18 protein-coding genes are annotated in these 20,995 nt (G+C 69.0%); 11 read left to right on the forward strand and 7 right to left on the reverse strand.

Annotation, left to right across the window (positions count from 1 at the left end):
* Positions 1–37: 37 nt before the first annotated feature.
* Positions 38–214, reverse strand: a complete 177-nt coding sequence (locus CSC70_RS03125; RefSeq protein ID WP_162455157.1) for a hypothetical protein — start codon at positions 212–214, stop codon at positions 38–40.
* A 113-nt stretch (positions 215–327) separates the two neighbouring features.
* Here CSC70_RS03125 and CSC70_RS03130 point away from each other — a divergent pair, with 113 nt between their 5' ends.
* From CSC70_RS03130 to CSC70_RS03140, 3 genes are all read left to right on the forward strand, one after another.
* The gene (locus CSC70_RS03130) at positions 328–1,701 is read left to right on the forward strand and encodes an MATE family efflux transporter (RefSeq protein ID WP_162455158.1); all 1,374 of its coding nucleotides are present in this window, start codon (positions 328–330) and stop codon (positions 1,699–1,701) included.
* A gap of 112 nt (positions 1,702–1,813) precedes the next feature.
* The gene (sppA, locus tag CSC70_RS03135) at positions 1,814–3,715 is read left to right on the forward strand and encodes a signal peptide peptidase SppA (protein WP_162455159.1); all 1,902 of its coding nucleotides are present in this window, start codon (positions 1,814–1,816) and stop codon (positions 3,713–3,715) included.
* Positions 3,716–3,755: 40 nt separating this feature from the next.
* The gene (locus tag CSC70_RS03140; RefSeq protein WP_162455160.1) at positions 3,756–4,274 is read left to right on the forward strand and encodes a DUF2059 domain-containing protein; all 519 of its coding nucleotides are present in this window, start codon (positions 3,756–3,758) and stop codon (positions 4,272–4,274) included.
* Positions 4,275–4,283: 9 nt separating this feature from the next.
* Here the strand turns inward: CSC70_RS03140 and CSC70_RS03145 are convergent, their stop codons facing one another.
* Complete coding sequence (locus CSC70_RS03145) at positions 4,284–4,523, reverse strand: hypothetical protein (RefSeq protein WP_162455161.1); 240 nt, start codon at positions 4,521–4,523, stop codon at positions 4,284–4,286.
* Positions 4,524–4,578: 55 nt separating this feature from the next.
* On the opposite strand from CSC70_RS03145, the gene CSC70_RS03150 reads away from it, so the two are divergent.
* A complete protein-coding gene (locus tag CSC70_RS03150; protein ID WP_162455162.1) occupies positions 4,579–5,355 on the forward strand; it encodes an SDR family oxidoreductase in 777 nt (258 codons plus the stop codon).
* Positions 5,356–5,373: 18 nt separating this feature from the next.
* On the opposite strand, the gene CSC70_RS03155 is transcribed toward CSC70_RS03150, so the two are convergent.
* From CSC70_RS03155 to CSC70_RS03170, 4 genes are read right to left on the reverse strand one after another with little or no spacing between them, the layout of a single operon-like run.
* Positions 5,374–6,030, reverse strand: coding sequence for a DUF4124 domain-containing protein (locus CSC70_RS03155; protein WP_162455163.1), 657 nt, complete (start codon positions 6,028–6,030; stop codon positions 5,374–5,376).
* Complete coding sequence (locus CSC70_RS03160) at positions 6,030–6,641, reverse strand: hypothetical protein (protein WP_162455164.1); 612 nt, start codon at positions 6,639–6,641, stop codon at positions 6,030–6,032. Before CSC70_RS03160 ends, CSC70_RS03155 begins: the two co-directional genes overlap by 1 nt.
* 53 nt (positions 6,642–6,694) lie before the next feature.
* On the reverse strand, positions 6,695–7,255 hold the full coding sequence (tsaC, locus tag CSC70_RS03165; RefSeq protein ID WP_162455165.1) for an L-threonylcarbamoyladenylate synthase type 1 TsaC: 561 nt from the start codon (positions 7,253–7,255) through the stop codon (positions 6,695–6,697).
* Between the two features lie 34 nt (positions 7,256–7,289).
* Positions 7,290–8,015, reverse strand: a complete 726-nt coding sequence (locus CSC70_RS03170) for a hypothetical protein (protein ID WP_162455166.1) — start codon at positions 8,013–8,015, stop codon at positions 7,290–7,292.
* 222 nt (positions 8,016–8,237) lie between these two features.
* On the opposite strand from CSC70_RS03170, the gene CSC70_RS03175 reads away from it, so the two are divergent.
* From CSC70_RS03175 to CSC70_RS03200, 6 genes are all read left to right on the forward strand, one after another.
* Positions 8,238–9,083: a M15 family metallopeptidase gene (locus CSC70_RS03175; protein WP_246189301.1), complete on the forward strand. Its 846-nt coding sequence runs from the start codon at positions 8,238–8,240 to the stop codon at positions 9,081–9,083.
* Positions 9,084–9,134: 51 nt separating this feature from the next.
* Complete coding sequence (locus CSC70_RS03180; protein WP_162455167.1) at positions 9,135–9,395, forward strand: PAAR domain-containing protein; 261 nt, start codon at positions 9,135–9,137, stop codon at positions 9,393–9,395.
* 114 nt (positions 9,396–9,509) lie between these two features.
* Positions 9,510–10,961 carry a hypothetical protein gene (locus tag CSC70_RS03185; protein ID WP_162455168.1) on the forward strand — a complete coding sequence of 484 codons (1,452 nt, stop codon included), beginning with the start codon at positions 9,510–9,512 and terminating at the stop codon, positions 10,959–10,961.
* 22 nt (positions 10,962–10,983) lie between these two features.
* The gene (tssM, locus tag CSC70_RS03190; RefSeq protein WP_246189302.1) at positions 10,984–14,784 is read left to right on the forward strand and encodes a type VI secretion system membrane subunit TssM; all 3,801 of its coding nucleotides are present in this window, start codon (positions 10,984–10,986) and stop codon (positions 14,782–14,784) included.
* The gene (gene tagF / locus CSC70_RS03195; RefSeq protein ID WP_162455170.1) at positions 14,777–15,757 is read left to right on the forward strand and encodes a type VI secretion system-associated protein TagF; all 981 of its coding nucleotides are present in this window, start codon (positions 14,777–14,779) and stop codon (positions 15,755–15,757) included. Before tssM ends, tagF begins: the two co-directional genes overlap by 8 nt.
* Position 15,758: 1 nt before the next feature.
* The gene (locus CSC70_RS03200) at positions 15,759–16,541 is read left to right on the forward strand and encodes an OmpA family protein (RefSeq protein ID WP_162455171.1); all 783 of its coding nucleotides are present in this window, start codon (positions 15,759–15,761) and stop codon (positions 16,539–16,541) included.
* A gap of 188 nt (positions 16,542–16,729) precedes the next feature.
* On the opposite strand, the gene tssA is transcribed toward CSC70_RS03200, so the two are convergent.
* Positions 16,730–17,800: a type VI secretion system protein TssA gene (tssA, locus tag CSC70_RS03205; RefSeq protein WP_162455172.1), complete on the reverse strand. Its 1,071-nt coding sequence runs from the start codon at positions 17,798–17,800 to the stop codon at positions 16,730–16,732.
* A gap of 236 nt (positions 17,801–18,036) precedes the next feature.
* Between tssA and CSC70_RS03210 the strand changes: the two genes are divergently transcribed.
* Complete coding sequence (locus CSC70_RS03210) at positions 18,037–20,994, forward strand: type VI secretion system Vgr family protein (RefSeq protein WP_162455173.1); 2,958 nt, start codon at positions 18,037–18,039, stop codon at positions 20,992–20,994.
* Position 20,995 lies beyond the last annotated feature (1 nt).

Consider the following 20,995-nt stretch of genomic DNA (forward strand, 5'->3'; position numbering starts at 1 on the left):
CTGGATTGGCGAAAAAATCGCCAAATAAATAATTCATTTAAAAATCAAACAGATAGGCGTGAAACGGGAATGTCATCCGGGCGCCGGAGCGGGCGCGAACACGGCCGCACTCCCGCGTCGTGCCGCTGTGCACAACCTTGCCGGGCAAATTCCGGTCTGCATCAAAGGTTTGCAGCGACATGACAGCCCGGCTTGCCGCAACGGTGCGGTCCAAGCACCATTCCGGTGCGGGGCACCGCCGGCCAGCCGGGCTGGCTAGAATGCGTGTCCCGGCCCGGGGCCAGCGCCGCATTCCGATGGCGCGACCGCAGCCGTTCGAGCACTCGCATGACCTCCCGTGCCCAGGCCCGGACGCCCTTCGCCAGCGAAGTGCGCCGCACGGCCGTTCTTGCCGCGCCGCTGGTCGGCGGCCATCTGGCCACCGGCCTGTTCGGCTTCGTCGACAGCGTCATCGCCGGTCGCCACGGCACCGATACCCTGGCCGGGGTGGCGGTGGGCACGGCGATGTTCTGGCTGCCGATGATGGTGCCGATGGGCACGCTGATGGCCTTGCCGGCGATGGTGTCGCAACTGGACGGCAGCGGCCGGCACGAACGGATCGGGCCGCTGTTCCGGCAGGCGCTGTGGCTGGCGGCGACGCTTGGGCTGCTGCTGTTCGGCTTCCTCAGCCTGGCCGGCCTGCTGCTGGCGCCGATGGGGATCGCCGCCGAAGTGCGTCCGGCGGCGGCCGCTTTTCTCGACGGCCTGCGCTGGGGCATGCCCGCGCTGACCCTGTACTACGCCATGCGCTACCTCAGCGACGGCTTGCACTGGACCCTGCCGACCCTGGTGCTGGGCTTCGGCGGCCTGCTGCTGCTGGCCCCGCTAGGCTATGCGCTGACCTTTGGCTTGGGCGGCTTGCCGGAACTGGGGGCGAAGGGGCTGGGACTGGCGTCGTCGGTGATGATGTGGACGCAGGCGACGGTGTTCTTCGCCTATCTGGCGCGGTCGAAGCGGTTCGCCGGATTGCATCTGTTCGTGCGGCTGGAAGCACCGGATGCGCGCCAGATCGGCGCCCTGCTGCGGACCGGGCTGCCGATCGGGATCACCGTGCTGATGGAAGGCGGCCTGTTCATCGCCACCGCGCTGCTGATCGGCCGGTTGGGCGAAGTGCCGGCGGCGGCGCACCAGATCGCCATCAACGTGGCCAGCCTGTGCTTCATGATCCCGTTCGGCGTCGCCGAGGCGACCACGGTGCGGGTCGGGCATGCGCTTGGCGGCGGCCGCGGCACCGAAGGCGTGCGCCGCGCCGTGTGGGCCGGGCTGGCGCTGGTGCTGGCGACCCAGGCGCTGACCGGCCTGGCCCTGCTGCTGGGGCACGATGTGATCGCCGCCTGGTACACCCGTGATGCCGCGGTGGCGGGGCTGGCGGCCAGCCTGCTGCTGTTCGCGGCGGCGTTCCAGTTCCCCGACGGCGTGCAGGCGTTGTCGAACGGCGCCCTGCGCGGGCTGAAGGACACCCAGGTGCCGATGCTGCTGGCGGCGCTGGCCTATTGGGGCGTCGGCATGCCGCTGGGCGCCGGCCTGGGGCTGGGGCTGGGCCTGGGGCCGAAGGGTATGTGGGCGGGCCTGATCGCCGGGCTGGTGGTGGCGGCGGTCTTGCTGGGCGGGCGCTTCCTGCGCAGCAGCCGACGATTGCAGGCCTTCGCCGACGGTCAATGAGAGATGCCGGGCTGTGTCCGCTCATGCACATGGCCCGGACGCAATGACGATCGGCGCATGAAACCGCCGCTTGCAGCCGTTAAGCTGCCGGTATCGCAGCAGGAGCTTCCCCATGAACCAACCCGCCCCGTCGCGCGGCCCCATCGCCACTTTCTTCGTCGGCCTGTGGGACGTGATGAATTTCACCCGCCGGCTGATCCTCAACCTGCTGTTCTTCGGCCTGCTGCTGCTGTTCCTGGTGATCCTGGTGATGGTGGCCGGCAGTGGCGGTGGCATCACCCCGATGGGTGAGCGCACGACCCTGGTGATTGCGCCGGAAGGCGCGCTGGTCGAACAGTACACGCGCGATGCGCTGACCCGCGATGTCGGTCGTGCGCTGGGCGACCCCAGCGTCGAGGAAGTGCAGCTGCGCGACCTGATCCGCGGAATCGAGGCGGCCAAGGACGACAAGCGCATCGAGCGCGTGCTGCTGGACGTGGACAAGTTGCAGGCCAGCGGCTGGGCCTCGCTGCGCGAAGTCGCGGCGGCGCTGGCCGATCTGCGCGCGTCCGGCAAGCAGGTCGTCGCCTTCAGCCAGGGGCTGGGCCAGGGCCAGTACCTGCTGGCCGCGCAGGCCGACGAGGTCTATCTGGATCCGATGGGCGGCCTGGTGCTGGAAGGCCTGGGACGCTATCGCCAGTACTACCGGCAGGCGCTGCAGGACAAGCTCGGGGTGGACGTGCACCTGTTCCGCGTCGGCGAATACAAGTCGGCCGCCGAGCCGTACATTCTCGACGCCGCGTCGAAGGAGTCCAAGGAAGCCGACCTGTACTGGATGGGCGACCTGTGGCAGCGCTATCTGCAAGACGTCGCCAGCGCGCGCAAGCTGACCCCGGAAGCGATCGCGGCCGGCATCGACACCCTGCCCGAAGGCGTTGCCGCAGCCGGCGGCGACCTGGCCAAGTTCGCCCTGCAGCAGAAGCTGGTCGATGGCCTGAAAACCCGCGAGGAAGTCGAGGACCTGCTGGCCGAGCGCGGCGTCGCCGACGAGGATTCCGAATACGGCTTCCGCAGCATCGGTCTGGGCGCCTATCTGGCCCAGCTCGACGCCAAGCGCAATCCGCTCGATGAGCGTCCGCAGGTCGCAGTGGTGGTGGCGGCTGGCGAAATCACCGGTGGCCAGCAGCCGCCGGGTACGGTGGGCGGCGAATCGACGTCGGCCCTGCTGCGCGAGGCGCGCGACGACGAGGACGTCAAGGCGGTGGTGCTGCGGGTGGATTCGCCCGGTGGCGAGGTGTTCGCTTCCGAACAGATCCGCCGCGAGGTGGTCGCGCTGCAGGAAGCCGGCAAGCCGGTGGTGGTGTCGATGGGCGACCTGGCCGCGTCCGGCGGCTACTGGATCAGCATGAACGCCGACCGCATCTACGCCGACCCGTCGACCATCAGCGGCTCGATCGGCATCTTCGGCCTGATCCCCAACATCACCCGCACCCTGGACAAGGTCGGCGTGCATACCGACGGCGTCGGTACTACCCGCTTCGCCGGCGCCTTCGACATCAGCCGTCCGCTGGACCCGGCGGTCGGCCAGGTCATCCAGTCGGTGATCGACAAGGGCTACGCCGACTTCACCGGCAAGGTGGCCACGGCGCGCAAGAAGAGTGTCGAGGAGATCGACGCGATCGGCCGCGGCCGGGTCTGGAGTGGTGCACAGGCCAAGGAGCGCGGGCTGGTCGACGAACTGGGCGGACTGGACGCGGCGATCGCCGATGCCGCCGCCCGCGCCACGCTGGGCGATGTCGGCAAGTACCGCGTGCGCTACATCGAGCGCATGGCAACGCCGTTCGAGCGGTTCCTCGGTGGCTTCGCCGGCAGCCGCCTCGGCTCGGCCTGGCTGAAGGATTCGGGGCTGGCGCGTGCGCTGCTGGTCAAGGCGTTGCCGGAAACCGAGGCGCAGCTGCGCTTCGTCGAGAATGCGGTCAAGGACCGCAACGGCACGCCGGTGAAGTCGCTGGCCTACTGCTTCTGCGGGATGTAGGTCCGCAACCGTTTACCACTTCACTCAAGGAGTTCGCGTGATGATCAGGAAGTCGTGGGTTGCCGTGTTGCTGCTGCTGTTCCCGTTTGCCATCGTTGCCACCGCCGTCGCCGCCGAATCGCTGCCCAGCGAAGCCTCGGTGCGCGACCTGTTGCAGGTGACTGAGGCGCGCAAGATGATCGATGCCTCGATCGCCCAGATCGAGCCGATGATGCAGGCCACGACCCAGCAGGCCTTGCAGGGCCACGAGCTGGACGATGCGCAGCAGGCTCTGGTCGCGGAAATGAACGCCAAGCTCGTCGGCCTGCTCGGCGAGACGCTGGACTGGGACAGCCTGGAGCCGTCCTTCATCGACATCTACCGCAAGTCCTTCAGCCAGGACGAAATCGACGGCATGCTGCAGTTCTATCGCAGCGATGCCGGCAAGGCGGTGATCGCCAAGATGCCGCAGGTCATGCAATACAGCATGGAGTTGAGCCAGCAGCGCGTGCTCGGGATGATGCCGAAGCTGCAGGCGCTGCAGGCGGAGTATCTGGAGAAGCTGAAGGCAACCGACTGACGCGGTCGCTTACTGCTCCGCCGCCTCCAGCTCCTCGCGGCGCTTCTGGTCGGCCTGCTGCAAGGTGTCTTCCACGGCGCGCGCCTTGTCCTGCGGCGCCTGAATGGCGTCACGGAGTTCGGTGTTCGCCGGTTTCGCTGCGGCGGTCGCCTGAGGCTCGGGCGGCTGCTCCAGCGGCGGCGGTTCGGGCTGGCAGCCGGCCAAGGCGCAGATTGCGGCCAGCACGGCCAGCGGATGCAAAGTACTCATGCAAGCTCCCGGTGAGTAGGCAGGGGTATGCTACGCCCACGGAGGCGAAGATCGCATGAGCACCCATCGCTGGCGGCTGGACGGACAACTGGCGCTGATCACCGGCGCCAGCGCCGGCATCGGTCTGGCCGTCGCCCGCGAGCTGCTCGGCCTGGGCGCCGACGTCATGCTGGTGGCGCGCAATGCCGACATGCTGGAAACGGTCCGCGACGAGTTGTCCGACGAATTCCCCGAGCAGGGCGTGCTCGGTCTGGCTGCGGACGTGTCCGACGACGAGGACCGGCGCGAGATCCTCGACTGGGTGGAAGACCACGCCGACGGCCTGGACCTGCTGGTCAACAATGCCGGCGGCAACATCAGCAAGGCCACCGTCGACTACACCGAGGACGAGTGGCGCGACATCTTCGAGACCAACCTGTTCTCGGCCTTCGAGCTGTCGCGCTACGCCCATCCCTTGCTGTCGCGGCGTGCGGCGTCGGCGATCGTCAACGTCGGCAGCGTGTCCGGCATCACCGCAGTGCGCAGCGGCTCGCCCTACGGCATGACCAAGGCCGCGCTGCACCAGCTGACCCGCAACCTGGCGACCGAATGGGCCGAGGACGGCGTGCGGGTCAACGCGGTGGCGCCGTGGTACATCCGCACCCGGCGCACCTCGGCCCCGCTGGCCGATGTGGACTACTACGAGGAAGTGATCGAACGCACGCCGATGCGCCGGATCGGCGAACCGGAGGAAGTGGCCGCGGCGGTCGCCTTCCTGTGCCTGCCGGCGGCCAGCTACATCACCGGCGAATGCATCGCCGTGGACGGCGGCTTCCTGCGCTACGGCTTCTGAAAAACGCGGGCATCGCGGTCACGGGCCGCTGCAGGTACTTTCGGCCAGGATGCGCTGCACGCGCTCGAATTCGGCCCGGTTCTTCGCCGCGTTTTCCGCTCGGCCGAAGCGCCAGGCGACTTCGGTTTCGCTCAGGCGCTTGCGCCAGGTCTCGCACAGCTGCTCGTCCGGCACGCGCGCGCAGACATCGTGCACGATTTCGCAGGCCTGGCCGGCGCCGGTCTGCGGGTTGCCGTCCAGACCGACGGTACGCAAGGGCACGCAGCGGGATTGCGGCTGGTCGCTTTCGGTGATGTAGCTGCCGCCGGTGTCGGGCGCGGTGCAACTGAAGATCACTGGTGGCGGCAGGCGGTTTTCCGCGGGCGGCGGGGCTTCAGGCGGGCTCGACGGGGCGGCGGCCGTGTCCAGCACAGCGCTGCCCGCTTGCGTCGCGGGGACCGGTGGCGCTGCCGGCGATGGCGTGGCCGGGCGCGCGGGCAGATTGTCCATCGGCACCGTGTTGACGCTGGACACGGTGCGCTTCTCCTCGTGCATGCCGGCACCGCAGGGTTCGTTCTGCAGGGTCAGCTGGCCGGCGGCGTCGGTGCAGCGATAGATCACCACGTCCGTGGCCATGCCTGGTTGGGCGAGATGCAGCAGGGACGCAGCCAGCGCGAGCAATGCGACCTGTCGCATCAATAGCCTCCGCAATCGTTGTTCATCCGCGCCTCGATGTCGCGTTGTTCCAGATCCAGTGCGCGTCGTTCGCTCTGCAGCGCACTGTGGTAACGCCGCTTGATTTCGTAGCGACGGTCGGACAGCCGCGCACAGGCTTCCTGCTGCGGCAGCATGTGGCAGCTGTCGCGCACCCAGGTGCCACCGCCTGTGGGCACCACCACCGGTCCACCGGGACGCTGCACCGGCGGATAGCCCAGCGTCCACAACGGCACCCAGCGCGGATTGCCTTCGCCATCGTCGCTGTCGTAGCGATCGCCTTCGGGCGTGACGCATTCGTACATCGGCCGCGGCGGGGCGCGGTAGACTACCTGCACTTCACGCGGTGGTGACGGCGGTTCGACCGCGTCGGCGGGCGCAGCAGGAACCGCGAGCGCCGGCGGCGGGTCTTTCGGCCGCTGCATGCTGCGGATCTCCTGGGTTTCGCCGGCCAGGCATGGCGAATCACGCAGGCTGGTGTGGCCGCTGGCGTCAGTGCAGCGGTAGATGACGACTTCGTCGGCATGCAGTGGCAACGCCGTTGCCGACAGCAGCAGGAACAATAGCAGGCAGGCGGTTTCCGCTCGGGACATGGCCGCAGTGTGCGCGAACGGGCCGTCCATGCAAGTCCGGCGATCGTGTTTGTTCAGCCGCGCAGTCGCGCACCGCTGCGCGCATCGCGGATCGGCGTGGCCTCGACCAACTCTCCGGTTTCGCCTTCCAGCACGCCGTCCACCAGCGCCAGCAGGGCCGGATCGAGAGCTTCGCGCCGCCGCGGTGCCGGCTGCCCGGCCAGGTTGGCGCTGGTCGAGACCAGGGCACCGCCATGGGCGCGGCACAGGGCGACGACCGCAGGATGTGCGCTGACCCGCACGGCGATGCCGTCGTGGTTGCCGGTGATCCAGCCGGGCGCCTTGGCGCTGGCTGGCAGGATCCAGGTATGCGGCCCGGGCCAGCTCGCCAGCACTTCGGACAGCCGTTCGGCGGGCAGCGCCGTCAGGTCGAGAAAATCACGCAGCGGCTCCAGCGCATCGGCGATCAGGATCAGGCCCTTGTCGGGAGGACGGTGCTTGATCGCCAGCAGGCGCATCACCGCGAATTCGTCGAGCGGGTCGCAACCCAGGCCCCACACGCCCTCGGTCGGGTAGGCGATCACACCGCCCGCATGCAGGCGGCCGGCGGCGTGTTCGGCGGAGAGCGTGTCCATGTCGGCATTCTCGCACTCCGCAGTGGACGACGGACTATTGCGGACTGGGGCAGGCGGGATCGGGCTGCTTCAGCTTGGCGCACAGTTTCTGCCGGCAGCTGATGCCCTGCACGGTGTTGGCGGGCGGACAATTGCGCATGCGGGACTGCAGCTTGGCCGAGCTCTGCTCGATGCCGTCGACGGAAGCGGTCGAGGCGTCTTCTTTCAGCAGGTCCTCGACCAGTTCGTCCATGGTCTGCGGCTGGCCGACGGTGGTGGTGCCGCGCGACTGCCCCTGGTAGATGTTGTCGAGCAGGGTGGCCAGCAGATTCTCGTCGCCCGGCTGGACGGAAGCGCTGCGCGTTGCGCGCGCGCTGCGCGGACCGGCGGCGGTCCGTCGCGGCGAAGGCGTCTTGGTCGATGCCATCGCCCCGGGAGCGGCAGGAGCGTCGAGGGCCGGCCAGGCCGGGCTGGTGCTCGCGGCGACGGGTTCGGCCGAAGGCGCGCTGCCGGTCGCCGCTGGCTGGCCGAGCCGCGCCAGCGGGTCATCCGTTTCCGGTGCCGAAGATTGCGCCGCGACGGCGCCGGCGGAGTCGCCGACCAGGATCGCGGTGTCGGGGCGGGCCGGATCGCTTTCGTGTCCGCCATCGTTTGGCATCGCTGCGATCGCCACGGTCGGCGCCGGGTCCTGCGCGTCTGGCCCGAAGAACCACCATCCGATCACGCCGACCAGCAGCAGCGCGGCGATCGCGGACGGAATCAGCCAGCGCGGCGAACGCACGCGACGATGCGCGGTCGGTAGTGCCGAGGGCGCGGGGGGCAGGGCGGGGCCGCCGGTAGTCGGTGCGGCATCGCCCGTCTTGAAAAGACTGGGGCGGGCGGGCCTAGAGTCGTTCCTGTCCAATAGGATGCCTTGTCGTCCATGGCGGCGGAATCCGCAGCGCATGGCATTCTAACTCCGGCGGCATCGAGGCCGTCAATCGACCCACACGGACCGGATCGCGTGATTGCAATCGGAATGCTGGCGTTTCTGCTGGTCTCGGCGCTGCTGGTGTGGCTGCTGTTGTTCGAGCAGGCGCGCGATCGCGTGTTCGGCGGCTTGCGCCGTGGCGGATCGGCGCTGGCGGCGGTCTGCAGGCGCTGGCTGGGCCGCTGGTCGTCGCGTGCGGAGGTCGCCGCGACGCGCACGCGCAAGCAGGGCGGACGGGTGGCCGGCGCACTGCATGCGCACCGCGGCGTGCTGGTGATCGCGGTCGCGCTGCTGCTGGTCCCGGCGTTGTCGATCCTGGTGCTGCGGCGGAACGTGATTCTGGAAGGGTTCGATGCGGTCCAGCGTCCGGCGGTCAATCCGCTGGTGCAGGAACTGCTGCGCGGCGAGCGCCTGACCCCGCCGCCGCCGCCGCCGCCGGAGGTGTTCACGACCGCCGAGGTCGAGCAGGTGCGGCCGATGACCGCCAGCGCCGACCGCAAGTGGGAGCGGCTGGACCCCGAGTTCACCCAGAAGCTGCTGGTGGTCTACAAGGTCATGCGCGAGCAGTACGGCTACGAGATGGTGCTGGTCGAAGGCTATCGCAGTCCCGAGCGGCAGAACCGGCTGGCGGCGCAGGGCGCGGACGTGACCCGCGCGCGCGGCGGGCAGAGCTGGCACCAGTACGGACTGGCGGCCGACAGCGCCTTCCTGCGTGAGGGCAAGCTGGTGATCTCCGAGCGCGACCCGTGGGCCATGCGCGGCTACCAGCTGTACGGGCAGGTGGCCAAGCAGGCCGGGCTGACCTGGGGCGGCGACTGGCGCAGCATCAAGGACCTGATGCATGTCGAGCAGCGCCGGCCGGGTGTGATGAAACGCTAGCGACCTGCTATCTTTATCGGACATTGAACCCACGGAACGGGAGTCACATTCATGTCGCGGCCATTCATCGTATTGGGCGATTCGCTGGATCACGGCGGCAAGGTCACGTCCGCCTCGATCCAGAGCGGCACCGGCGGAAAACCCATCGCCCGCGTCGGCGACGGTTGCGTTTGCAGCAAGCATGGTCCCACCGTGATCGCCAGCGGCGACAGCACGGTGATCGTGGATGGCAAACCGGTCGCCCGCGACGGCGACAAGACCGCTTGCGGCGCCAAACTGATCTCCAGCCAGGCGCCGACCCATATCGGCTGAACCCGCGCGGCCCGGAGCGACCGCGCGATTTTCGCTACACGGCACTTCGCCGCAACACATCAGGGAATCGATACCGTGGCCGCCGCGGCGGCCACTACCAGGAAGGTAGGGCTAGTGAGCAGGGGCAGGTTGTTCGGCGCATTCGCAGGATTGTTGGTACTCACCGCGCTGGTGTGGTGCACGGTGCTGCTGTATTGGCAGGTCAACGATATCCGTCCCGGCGCGCGCGACATCGCCCTGTACCTGGGGGTGCTGCCGGTGGGCATGTTTGCGGTGGCGGTGCTGTTGCGCCGCGGTCTGCGCAGCGCCGCCGACAAGGCGAAGGCCAGCGATACGGTCGAAGGCGACGATACAACGACTCCGGAAGCGGCTGCCGCCGCTGCCGAGCCGGTCGATGTCGCGGTGCTGGCGATCCGCGCCGGCGCCCTGCGGTTGCCGGCCGGCGGCAATGCCTCCGACGTGGAACAGGCGGCGCGCGAGTCGCGCCAGGCCGGGCTGCACGGGAAACTGAAGGACGCCTCCGGATTTCCGGTGTTCGCCGCCTGGGTCGAGGACGCCGATGCCGAAGCCGGCCGCGACTGGTGGGCCGGGCTGGCGGGCGAGCCGCCCGCACTGGACGACGAGCAGTGGCGTGCGCTGTCGCTGCTGCAGCCGGTGGCGCGGGAGTTGCTGGAACGGGTGGCGGCCGATGGCCTGCTTGATGCGCCGGAACCGCCATCGCTGCAACGCCGGCGCGAACCGCTGCCGGCGCCGTCGTTGCAGGTTCGCCTGCAGCTGCCGGCCGACTGGAACGTGGCGGTCCGCGAAGGCACGCGCGCCCTGCTGCAGGCCGAAGCTTCCGCCTGCGGCTTGCCGTCGGAACGGGTTGCCTTCGACGTCCAGGCCTATCGCTCGCCGACCGAGGCCTGGCAATGGCTGCAAGCTTTGCAGCGAACCATGCCCGACATCGCCGCGCCGCCGACGCATTACCTGTGGCTGGGTTGCGATTCGCAACTCGGCGAACGTAGCGTGCAGCGGCTGCAGTCGGCCGGCCGGCTGATGGATGCGGCCACGCCGGAAGGACAGGTACCCGGCGAAGGCGCGGCTGGCCTGCTGCTGACGGTGGCCGATCGGCAGGCGCAGGGACAGCCGCTGGCACAGGCCTGCGGACTGGTGGATATCGACCAGGGCGTGTCCTGGCGCGAACGGACCGCGCAACAGCAAGTGGCGCAGATGCTGGCGCAGGTGTTCGCCCGCGCAGGCGCGCCGGACAAGGAGGTGGTGGCCGTGGTCAGCGATGCAGATCACCGCAAGAGCCGTCGGCAAATATCGGCCGCGGTGGCATCCGGGCTGGACGCAGTCGATCCCGAGGAAGGCCAGACCGATTTCGGCATGGCCTGCGGCAGCCTGGGTGCGGCGGCGGCGCCGGCCTTGCTGGCGCTGGCCGCGGCGCGTGCCGAGCGCGAACAGGCGCCGGTGCTCGCCCTTGGCCTGTGTGCCGAAAGCGAGCGCATCGCCGCCCTGCTGTTGCCGCCGCACGCCGCAGAAGACGAACCAGACGCGCCGGCCGGACACGGCGCGGCATGAGCGAACGACCCATGGACGCATGATGAGCAGATTCCGCTACTTCCTCACCGACTACCGCACCCTGACCGCGCTGGGCCTGATCTTCGGCGGCGGGGTCATGTTCATGGGCGCGGACCGCTGGCGGCAGATCGGCTTCTGGCTGCTGGTGGCGGCCATCGTCCTGCTACTGGTGTGGCTGCTGGTGTGGACGGTCAAGCGCATCCGCGCGCGGCGCGCGGCGGCGCAACTGGACGACATGGTGCGCGAGCAGGCCGACCGCGCGGTCGCCTCGGCCAAGCCGGCCGCGCGCGCCGACACCGAAGTGCTGCGCGAGAAGATGCTGGAGGCGGTCAAGGCGATCAAGGGTTCGCGGCTGGGACATACCCACGGTGCGTCCGCGCTGTACGAACTGCCGTGGTACGTGATCATCGGCAATCCGGCCGCCGGCAAGAGCACGGCGATCCTAAACTCGGGGCTGCAGTTCCCGTTCGAGGACAACCGCAGCAACGTGGTCCAGGGCATCGGCGGCACCCGCAACTGCGACTGGTACTTCACCACCGAAGGCATCGTGCTGGACACCGCCGGCCGCTATTCGGTCAATGCCGAAGACCGGCTCGACTGGCTGACCTTCCTTGAACTGCTGAAGAAGAACCGGCCGATGGCGCCGATCAACGGCGTGATCATCGCCGCCAGCATCGCCGAGCTCAGCGGCAGCAAGCCCGAGTTCGCCATCGAGCTGGCCAAGAACCTGCGCCAGCGCGTGCAGGAGCTGACCGAACGGCTGGAAGTGTTCGTGCCGATCTACGTGGTGTTCACCAAGGCCGACCTGATCGCCGGGTTCCCGGAATTCTTCGCCAGCCTGGACCCGGGCGAACGCGAGAACGGCTGGGGCGCGACCCTGCCGTTCGACGGCAAGGGCGAGACCGATGCGCTGGCCGCGTTCGACACTCATTTCGACATCCTGTCCGAAGGCCTGCGCGAGATGGCGCTGTCGCAGCTGGCGCTGCGCCGCGGCCGCGACATCGGTCCCGGCCTGCTGACCCTGCCGCTGGAATTCACCTCGCTGAAGCCATCGCTGCGTACCTTCATCGCCACCCTGTTCGAGGAGAATCCGTACCAGTTCAAGCCGGTGTTCCGCGGCTTCTACTTCACCAGTGCACTGCAGGAAGGCTTGAGCATGCAGCGCGCCTCGGACCGGATCTCCAACCAGTTCGGCCTGCAGGCGCGCAACGAGCCGACCGCGGTCGATCCGGTCGCGACCGGCGACACCGGCTATTTCCTCAAGGGCCTGTTCCGCAAGGTCGTGTTCGCCGATCGCAAGCTGGTGCGGCAGTACGCCAGCCCCGGCCGCACCCGGATGCGCTACGCGGCGCTGCTCGGTTCGGTGGCGTTGCTGGCGGTGGTGCTGGCCGGATGGGCGTGGTCGTACACCAGCAACCGCCAGTTCGCCAGCAACGTCGCGGCCGACCTGGACAAGGCGGTGCAGGTGCAGCAGGACAAGTTCGACCTGAAATCGCGGATCGAGGCCTTGCTGATCTTGCAGATGCGGCTGGAGCAACTGGAGCAGTACCGCAAGCAAAAGCCGCTGTCGATGGGATTGGGGCTGTACCAGGGCGACAACATCGAGCAGAAGCTGCGCCAAGAATACTTCGCCGGCATGCAGCAGGTGATGCTGCAACCGACCCGCGAGCGACTGGAGACGTTCCTGTCCGAGGTGGTCGGCAACGGCGACGCCATCCGCACTGCGGCCGGCAATCGCGGCAGTGCGGCCGAGGCGAAGCCGGAACCGGGCGAACAGCTGTACCAGGAAGCGTCGGCCGACAATCCCGACGATGCCTACAACGCGTTGAAGGCCTACCTGATGCTCGGCGATCCGGCGCGGGTCGAAGCCACCCACCTGAACGCCGAGCTGACCCGGTTCTGGCGCGGCTGGCTGGAAGCCAATCGCGGGCAGATGCCGCGCGAGGACATGATCCGCGACGCCGAGCGGCTGATGTCGTTCTACGTGGCCCAGTCCGCGACGTCGGGATGGCCGCGGATCGAGCCGCGCTTCGCCCTGGTCGACGACAGCCGCGGCCTGCTGCGCGAGGTGATGAAGGGCAAGCCGGCGCTGGAGCGCGTGTATACCGACATCAAGGCGCGCGCGGCGACCCGTTTCCCCACCATCACCGCGAACTACCTGATCGGCGAGGAAGCCAACAAGGGCGCGATCACCGGCAACTACGCCATTTCCGGCGCGTTCTCGCGCGAGGCCTGGGAAAACTACGTCCAGGATGCGATCAAGGAAGCCTCCAACACCCAGCTCAACACCACCGACTGGGTGCTGGAGACCAACGCGCCGACCGACCTGACCCTGGCCGGCAGTCCCGAACACATCCAGCAGGAGCTGGTTGCCCTGTACAAGAACGAATACGCGCGCGAGTGGCGCAAGTTCCTGGCCGGGGCGGCGGTGGCCGGATTCCCCGATTTCGAAACCGCGGTGGCACGGATGGGCAGCCTGGGCGACGTGCGCAATTCGCCGCTGCGCAAGCTGATCGAAGCGGTCAACCACAACACCATCTGGGACAACCCGCAAGCCGAAAGCGAACTGATGGGCAAGGTGCGCACCGGCTTCGTGGCCTGGTTCGAACGGGTCATCATGCGCCGCAACCCGACCACGATCCCGGTGCGGCTGGACCCGGAAACCGGCAAGAAGGTGCCGGTCCCGGCCGGCCCGGTCGGGCGCGAGTTCGCCGGGCTGGCGCGGCTGGCGCTGTCGCGCGACGGCAGCCCGTCCATGCTGGACGCCTATTTCGAGGCGCTGGGCAAGATCCGCGGTCGCCTCAACGCGATCCGCACCCAGGGCGAACCCGGTCCCGGCGCCGGCAAGCTGATGCAGGAAACCCTGTCCAACGGCGACGCCTCGGAACTGGCGGCGGCGCTGAAGCTGGTCGACGAGCAGATGCTGGACGGGGTCGAGGACGAGCAGCGGCAGGTGCTGCGCGCCTTGCTGCTGCGGCCGCTGACCCAGACCTATGCGGCATTGGTGGCGCCGACCGAAGGCGAGCTCAACCGCACTTGGACGGCGCAGGTCTACCAGCCGTTCCAGAACGGCATCGCCCAGCGCTATCCGTTCGCGCCCAACGCCTCGGTCGAGGCGATGCGGACCGACATCGAGCAGGTATTCGGCCCCAACGGCAGCATCGCCCAGTTCGGCAAAGACGCGCTGGGCACCTTGGTGACCCGCCGCGGCAACCAGATGGAGCCGGCGCGCTGGGCCGACATCGGCATCGGCCTGTCGCCGGAGTTCACCACCAGCTACGCCAGCTGGGTGGCGCCGCTGGGCCAGGTCGGCAGCGGCGGCGGTGGCGCGGCGGCCGAGTCCAACGGGCGCATGTTCCGCATCCAGCCGCAACCGGTAGCCGGGGTCAACGAATACAGCATCGAGATCGACGGCCAGCTGCTGCGCTACCGCAACACGCCGCCGCAATGGCAGAGCTTCCGCTGGCCCGGCCCCGGCACCCCCGGCGCGCGGGTATCGGCGACCGTGCCCGATGGCAGCGTGGTCGAACTGGTCAACGCGCCGGGTAGCCAGGGCCTGGGCAAATTGTTCGATGCCGCCGAGCAGGAAACCCTGGGCGACAACCATTACCGCCTGACCTGGCGCAACGGCAACGTCGCCATCTCGGTGGAATTGCAGGTGGTCAGCGCACCGGTGCAGGCCGCCAACGACAGCGGCAGCGTCGGTGGGCTGTCGCCGACCAGCATGCGCGGCCTGCGCCTGCCGACCCGGGTCGCCGGCGCGCCGGCTGCTGCTGCCACGCCAACGGCGGCGGCCACTTCGACGGAGCAGGCCGATGAGTGAGACGCAGGTTCCGCTGGGGTTCTTCGGCAAGCTGCCCGCGCGCGGCGATTTCGTCCGCAGCGGCGACGACCACGCCCTGCTGTCCTGGCTGGACCAATGGGCCGGGCAGGGGCTGGAACTGCTGAGCCGCGACGTGGCCTGGAAGCAGGCCTACGACCAGGCCCCGCCGCTGGCGTTCGCGGTGATGGGCGCGCGCAGCCGCAACGCCATCGCCGGGCACTGGCTGTCCAGCCAGGATGCTTCGCAGCGCCGCTTCCCGTTCCTGGCCGCGGCGCGGATCGACGCGCAACCGCCGCTGGATTTTCTTGCGCGCAGCCCGATGGCGCTGTCGCGGCTGTGGGCGGCGCTGTCGCGGATGTCGCGCGAGGTGACGATGGCCGAAGACCCGTCCGAGCCGCTGCGCCGGCTGTCCGAATCGCGGCCGGCGCTGAACCTGGCGCCCGGGTCCTACGACGCCCCGTTCTTCGACTTCCTCGACATGCAGTCGGTCGGCAGCCTGCGCGAGATGCTGCAGTCGGCTGGGCATGGCGCGGTCGAGTTGAAGTGGACCCTGCCGGCGCTGGGCCTGCTGCTGCAGCCGGCGCTGAGCCAGGCGCCGGGCCAGATCGACAAGGGCCTGTCGCTGCCGCTGCCGCGCGACCCGATCCACCGCAGCCTGGCGGCGGCGTTCTGGATGGACCTGATGGCCGGCTTCTTCGCCCGCGCCGATTACCAGCTGGCCCTGCTGCTGCCGGATTCCGAACAGCCGCGACTGGTGCTGGGCCTGAACGGCGCCGATGGCGCCACCCTGCACAGCCTGCTGGACCCGCAGGTCGCGCGCGAGCAGCTGATCCGGGTCGACGACGCCGAGTGGATCGAGGACCAGCTGTCCGGCGATTACGCGCTGAACAAGCTGGCGTCCTACCTGGATCACGACGACATCAGCCTGCGCTCGATCCGGCAGGTGTTCCGCGAGACTTTCCTGGGAGCGTGAGATGAGATTCCGAACCGCGAGCATCCTGCTGTGCGCCGTCCTCTCGGCATCGGCGCTGCCGACGCAGGCGCAGCGTGCGCCGGCGACCGGCGAGCGGCCGGTCGTGGCCGAAGGCGTGGTGCCGGACGAAGCGACCAAGGCGCAGTTGCTGGCGCGGCTGGGCGAACTGTACGGCGCCGGCCGGGTGGTCGATCGCCTGCGCGTCGAGCCGGTGGTCGCACCGCCCAACTGGAGCGAGAACGTGGCCAAGCTGGCCGCCGCACAGCTACGCCAGGTTTCGCCCGGCAAGCTCGAGGTGAACGGCAACAGCGTGCGCATCAGCGGCCAGGTGCCGAACGAGGCGCAGCGCCAGCAGGTGGTCAATCACCTGCTGACCTCGCTCAACGCCAGCTATTCGGTCGATGCCGACGGCCTGCGCGTCGGCGGCTCGCCGCAGACCCTGCTGGACGACGTGCTGGCCGACCGCATCATCGAATTCGAAAGCGGCAGCGCCAACCTGACGACGACCGGACGCGCCATCCTCGACGAGTTGGTGGAACCGATGCGGCAGATCGGCGATACCCGGGTGCAGGTGATCGGCCACACCGACAACGTCGGTGCGCGCCAGGCCAACATCGCGCTGAGCTACGCGCGGGCGCAGGCGGTACGCGAGTATTTCCGCCAGCGCGGCATTCCCGATGCCGGCCTGAGCGTGCTGGGCAAGGGCCCGGACGAGCCGGTGGCCGACAACGCCACCACCGAAGGCCGCGCCCGCAACCGGCGGATCCAGTTCAAGGTGCTGTGACGCGCGATTCGTGCGGGTGACGAAGCGGGCCGTCATCCCCGCGAAGGCGGGGATCCACATGCGTGCATCGCGGATGCGAAAGGCTGGATTCCCGCTTTCGCGGGAATGACGAGCAGAAGCCGAGTCGTGAATGGCGTCTCGTGGCGTGGGCGGCCCGGCATGCAGGTTATGCAGCCAACGACCGCAAGTCAGCTGTTGTCGTCCCAGCCGCTGTTCTGCTGGTCCACGTCCAGCAGTTCCTCGACCTGGGCCAGGGTGCTGTCGTCCTTGATGACCCGCTTCAGCCATACGTGCAGCGGCATTTCGCCCCAGCGCGCGGCCTTGTCGGCCAGGTAGGCGACCGGGCTGTGCGGTTCGGTGCGGCGGAAGAATTCGGCGACCCGGCGCAGTTGCGCCAGCGCTTCGCGTCGCGAATTGAGCGGGCCGTTGCCGCCGCCGGTGGTCGGTGCCGCATCGGCGTCCGCGGAATCGGCGGCTTCGGTCGCCTCCTCGCCTTCGACCAGCATGCCGGCTTCGCGCGCCGAACGCAGCACCAGGTCGTGCAGGAACTGCAGCTGGTCGCGGGCCGCGGCGAAGCTGGGGCCGTCCAGCCCCAGGCGGGCATCGACCACGTCCTCCAGCGATTTCAGCGCGCGCTGGCAATCGGGAATCGACTCCAGCAGTTCGCGATAGTAGTCGTGCGGGGTCTCGCGGCGCGCGGTCTCCAGCACATCCAGCGGCGGCAGCCCGTCATTGGCCTGAGCGGCGTTGTCGGGATGGTTGTGGCGGCTGCGCGCGGTTTCGAACTGGATCAGCCCGAACTGTCCCTGCGCGGTGCGGGTCAGTGGAATGTCCTTCATCCAGGCCCCGGAATTGGCCAGCAGCCAGCCCAGGTTGCCGATGCGCTGCTCGCTGTCGCCGTCCTCGATCGGCGGATACAGCGCGTCCCAGTAGCGTTCGCACAGGCCGGCCACCAGCCGGTAGCCTTCGGCCAGTCCGCGGAAGCCCTGCGTGCGTGCCGCCGCTTCGCAATGCCATACGGCCAGCTGCAGGTCCTTGCTGCGTTTGCGCAGCAGCGTGCCGGTCTGCGCCAGCACCGCCGGCCAGTCGGCGGCTTTCAGGTCGGTGACCCATTCGCCCTGTTCCAGGGTCGGGTCGTCGCTGCGGCGGGCGTCCTGGATGCGGTCGTATTCGAGGGAGAAGGACAGGTCCTCGCCGCAGGGCTGCGCTTCGGAGATCGGCGCCAGCAGGCCGCCGGTCAGGTCTTCCGCTTCCGTCATGTCGGTTCCATCCGATGGAATGTCGTCGCGATTCTACGTCAGCAGAACTCACCCGGCTAACCGTGCGGACGGCGGCTTAATGTGATTCCGTCGCATGTCGTATCGCGCACGAGTGTTCATCTGTCCGGCGACATCTGCTAATTTCACTTTTCGGTCGGCGTCGCGCGGGCCGGGCCGCGGAGGCGGTTGCGCCCGTATCGCCGGAAGCGAGACGCGGGCAGTTTCATGGAGGAAACATGGGCATTGTCGAGACATCGCAATCCCTGCTGGCGGCGCTGGCGCGCTATGTCGGCAGCGGGCGTCTGCACGAACTGGAATCCGATGCCGTTCCGGCCGATGCCGCCGTCGAGCGCTGGCAGGGGTGGGAACGGCTGGCGGACGGTTACGAATGGTGGGTGGACGTGCTGTCGTCCGATGCCGGCTGGGATCTGGACGCACTCGGCGGGCAGCCGGCCACGCTGAAGACGCGACTGGCGCGCGACGGTTTCGCGCGGCGCAGCGGAGTGATCCGCGAAGCGGCCTGCCTCGGCGCCGATGGCGGATTGGCGCGCTATCGCCTGTGCCTGGTGCCGTGGACGTGGTGGCTGGGGCAGGGCCGGCACAGCCGGGTGTTCCAGGACCGCAGCGTGTTGCAAATCGTCGAGGCAGTGTTCGCCGACTACGCACCACTGGCGGTCTGGCAGGTGGCCGACGAGGTCGGCCCGTTCCTGGCGGAGGCGCCGCCGCGCAGTTACTGCGTGCAGTATCGCGAGAGCGACCATGCCTTCGTGACCCGGCTGCTGGCCGAGGAAGGGCTGGGCTGGTGCTGGCAGGAAGACGAATCCGCCCCGGCCGGGCACCGGCTGCTGATCTTCGCCGACAGCACGACCCTGGCCGACGATGCCTGCGCGGCGGACGGCGGCATCCGCTTCCATCGCAGCGACGCCACCGAGTCCGACGACAGCGTGCAGGCCATCGGCCGCGAACACCGGCTGGGCGCGGCGAAGCTGAGCCTGCTCGGTACCGATTACAAGCACGACCAGGCGATCACGGCGCAACTGCCGCTGGGCTTGGACGATGTGCCGGTGTCGGGCGAGGTCTACGACCCGGCCGGCGCTTACGCCTTCGCCGACACCGCGCAAGGCCGACGTTACGCCGGTCTACTGGCGCAGGCGCGCGAAGCGCAGCTGCAGCACTGGCAAGGCCAAGGCACGGTGCGCAGCTTCCGCGCCGGCACCGGCTTCACTTTGACCCAGGCGCCGCTGTCGGCGGCCGACGGCGGCGAATATCTGCTGCTCAGCGTGCAGCAAGCGGGGTTCAACAACCTGCCGGACACGCTGCGCGAAGGCGTGCAGGCGCTGCTGGGACCATCGTCCGAACCGGCATCGCCGACGCCGGCGACCGGCGAAGGCTGGCAGGCGCTATGGCAACGCGCCGAACGGGTCGGCTACGCCAATGCCTTCCTCGCTCTGTCGCGGCAACAGCCGTGGCGGCCGGTGCTGCAGGACGGAACCGGCGCCCTGCTGAATCCGCGTCCGACCGCGCCGGGCTACCAGAGCGCGATCGTGGTGGCCGACGAAGGCGCCGATGCGCAGGAGTTGTACTGCGACGCGCTGGGCCGGGTGAAGGTGAAGTTCCACTTCCAGCAGGGTCGCGAAGCCGACGACCGCAACAGCTGCTGGTTGCGGGTGGCGCAGCGCTATGCCGGTCCCGGGGTGGGCGCGCAGTTCCTGCCGCGAATCGGGCAGGAAGTGCTGGTCGGCTTCCTGGACGGCGACATCGACCGACCGCTGATCCTCGGCAGCCTGTACAACGGCCGCGGCGAAGCGGGTGTCGCGGCCACGCCGGGCGGGCAGGCGGCGGAGAGCGATCTGTCGGCTTACGCGCAGGCCGGCGACCACCGCCCCAGCGCGCAGGCCAACCTGGCCGGCGGGCAGGCGCCGCTGTGGCACGGCATGGGCGCCGGCGATCAGGCCCACCGCAATGCGGCGGCGATGTGGGGCATTCAGTCGAAGGAATGGAATGGTTCGGGCCACAGTCGGCTGGTGTTCGACGACAGCGACGGCCAGTTGCGACTGCAGCTGGCCACCACCCAGGCGGCCAGCCAGTTGAACCTGGGGCATTTGATCCATCAGGCCGACAACTTCCGCGGCAGCTTCCGTGGCGAAGGTTTCGAGTTGCGGACCGATGGCTGGGGCGCGGTGCGCGCCGAGGCCGGGCTGTGGCTGAGCGCTCATGCGCATGCCGGGCAAACGCCCGCCGGCGACGCGGTGGCGCCGGCGGCGCTGCTGAAGCAGGCGCAGGCGGTGGCGCAAGTGTTCAGCCAGGCGGCCGGCACCCACCGCACGGTCAAGCTGGCCGTGCACGAAGGCGTGGGCGAAGCAAAGTCTTCGCTGATCGACGATCAGGCACCGCTGCAGGCGCTGCTGGCCAGCGTGAAGACCACCGTGGACGGCAGCGACTACGGCAACGGGCGCGGCGAAGCGATCGAACGCAGCCCGGCGTCAGGCGACGGCCGGGTTCCGCACAGCGGCGATGCGGTGCTGGGCATCGCCGCCCCGGCGGGCATCGGTCTGGTGGCCGGACAAAGCCTGCACTGGAGCGTCGGTGAAACCCTGACCCTGGCCAGCGGGCAGGCCAGCAACGCCGCCATCGCCGGCAACTTGCGTCTGCACAGCGGCCAGGCCATCGGCTGGCTGACCGCGGCGGTGGAAGGCGCGCCGGAGCAGACCGCGCTGAGCCTGGTGGCCGGCGAAGGCAAGCTGGAGTTCGAGGCCCAGCACGACAGCGCCCGGCTGCAATCTCGGGACGGCCTGAAGATCGTCAGCGCCAACGCCGAAGTCGAACTGGCGGCCGGCAAGACCGTGCACCTGGCCGTGGCCGGCGGCGCCAGCCTCACCCTCGAAGGCGGCAACATCGTCATCGCCTGCCCCGGCAAGATCACCGTGCACGCGGCCAGGAAGGACTTCGAAGGACCGGCGCACCTGAGCCGCGAGATGAACTCGTGGCCGGAGGCGAAGTTCGATGAGGTTTACGTGGTCAGGCATGAATTGACAGGTGAGCCGCTGAAGGATGTGGAGGTCGAACTGCAACGGGCGGATGGTGCAATTCTCAGACTGAAAACGGACGCGCAAGGCAAGCTTCCAAGGCAGCAAAGCGCATGGATGGATCAGGTGACGATGCGCGTGCTTGAGAAGGTGAAGGAAGAGGAGTAGC

The organism is Pseudoxanthomonas kalamensis DSM 18571, from assembly GCF_010211745.1.
In the GTDB taxonomy this organism is placed as follows: domain Bacteria; phylum Pseudomonadota; class Gammaproteobacteria; order Xanthomonadales; family Xanthomonadaceae; genus Pseudoxanthomonas_A; species Pseudoxanthomonas_A kalamensis.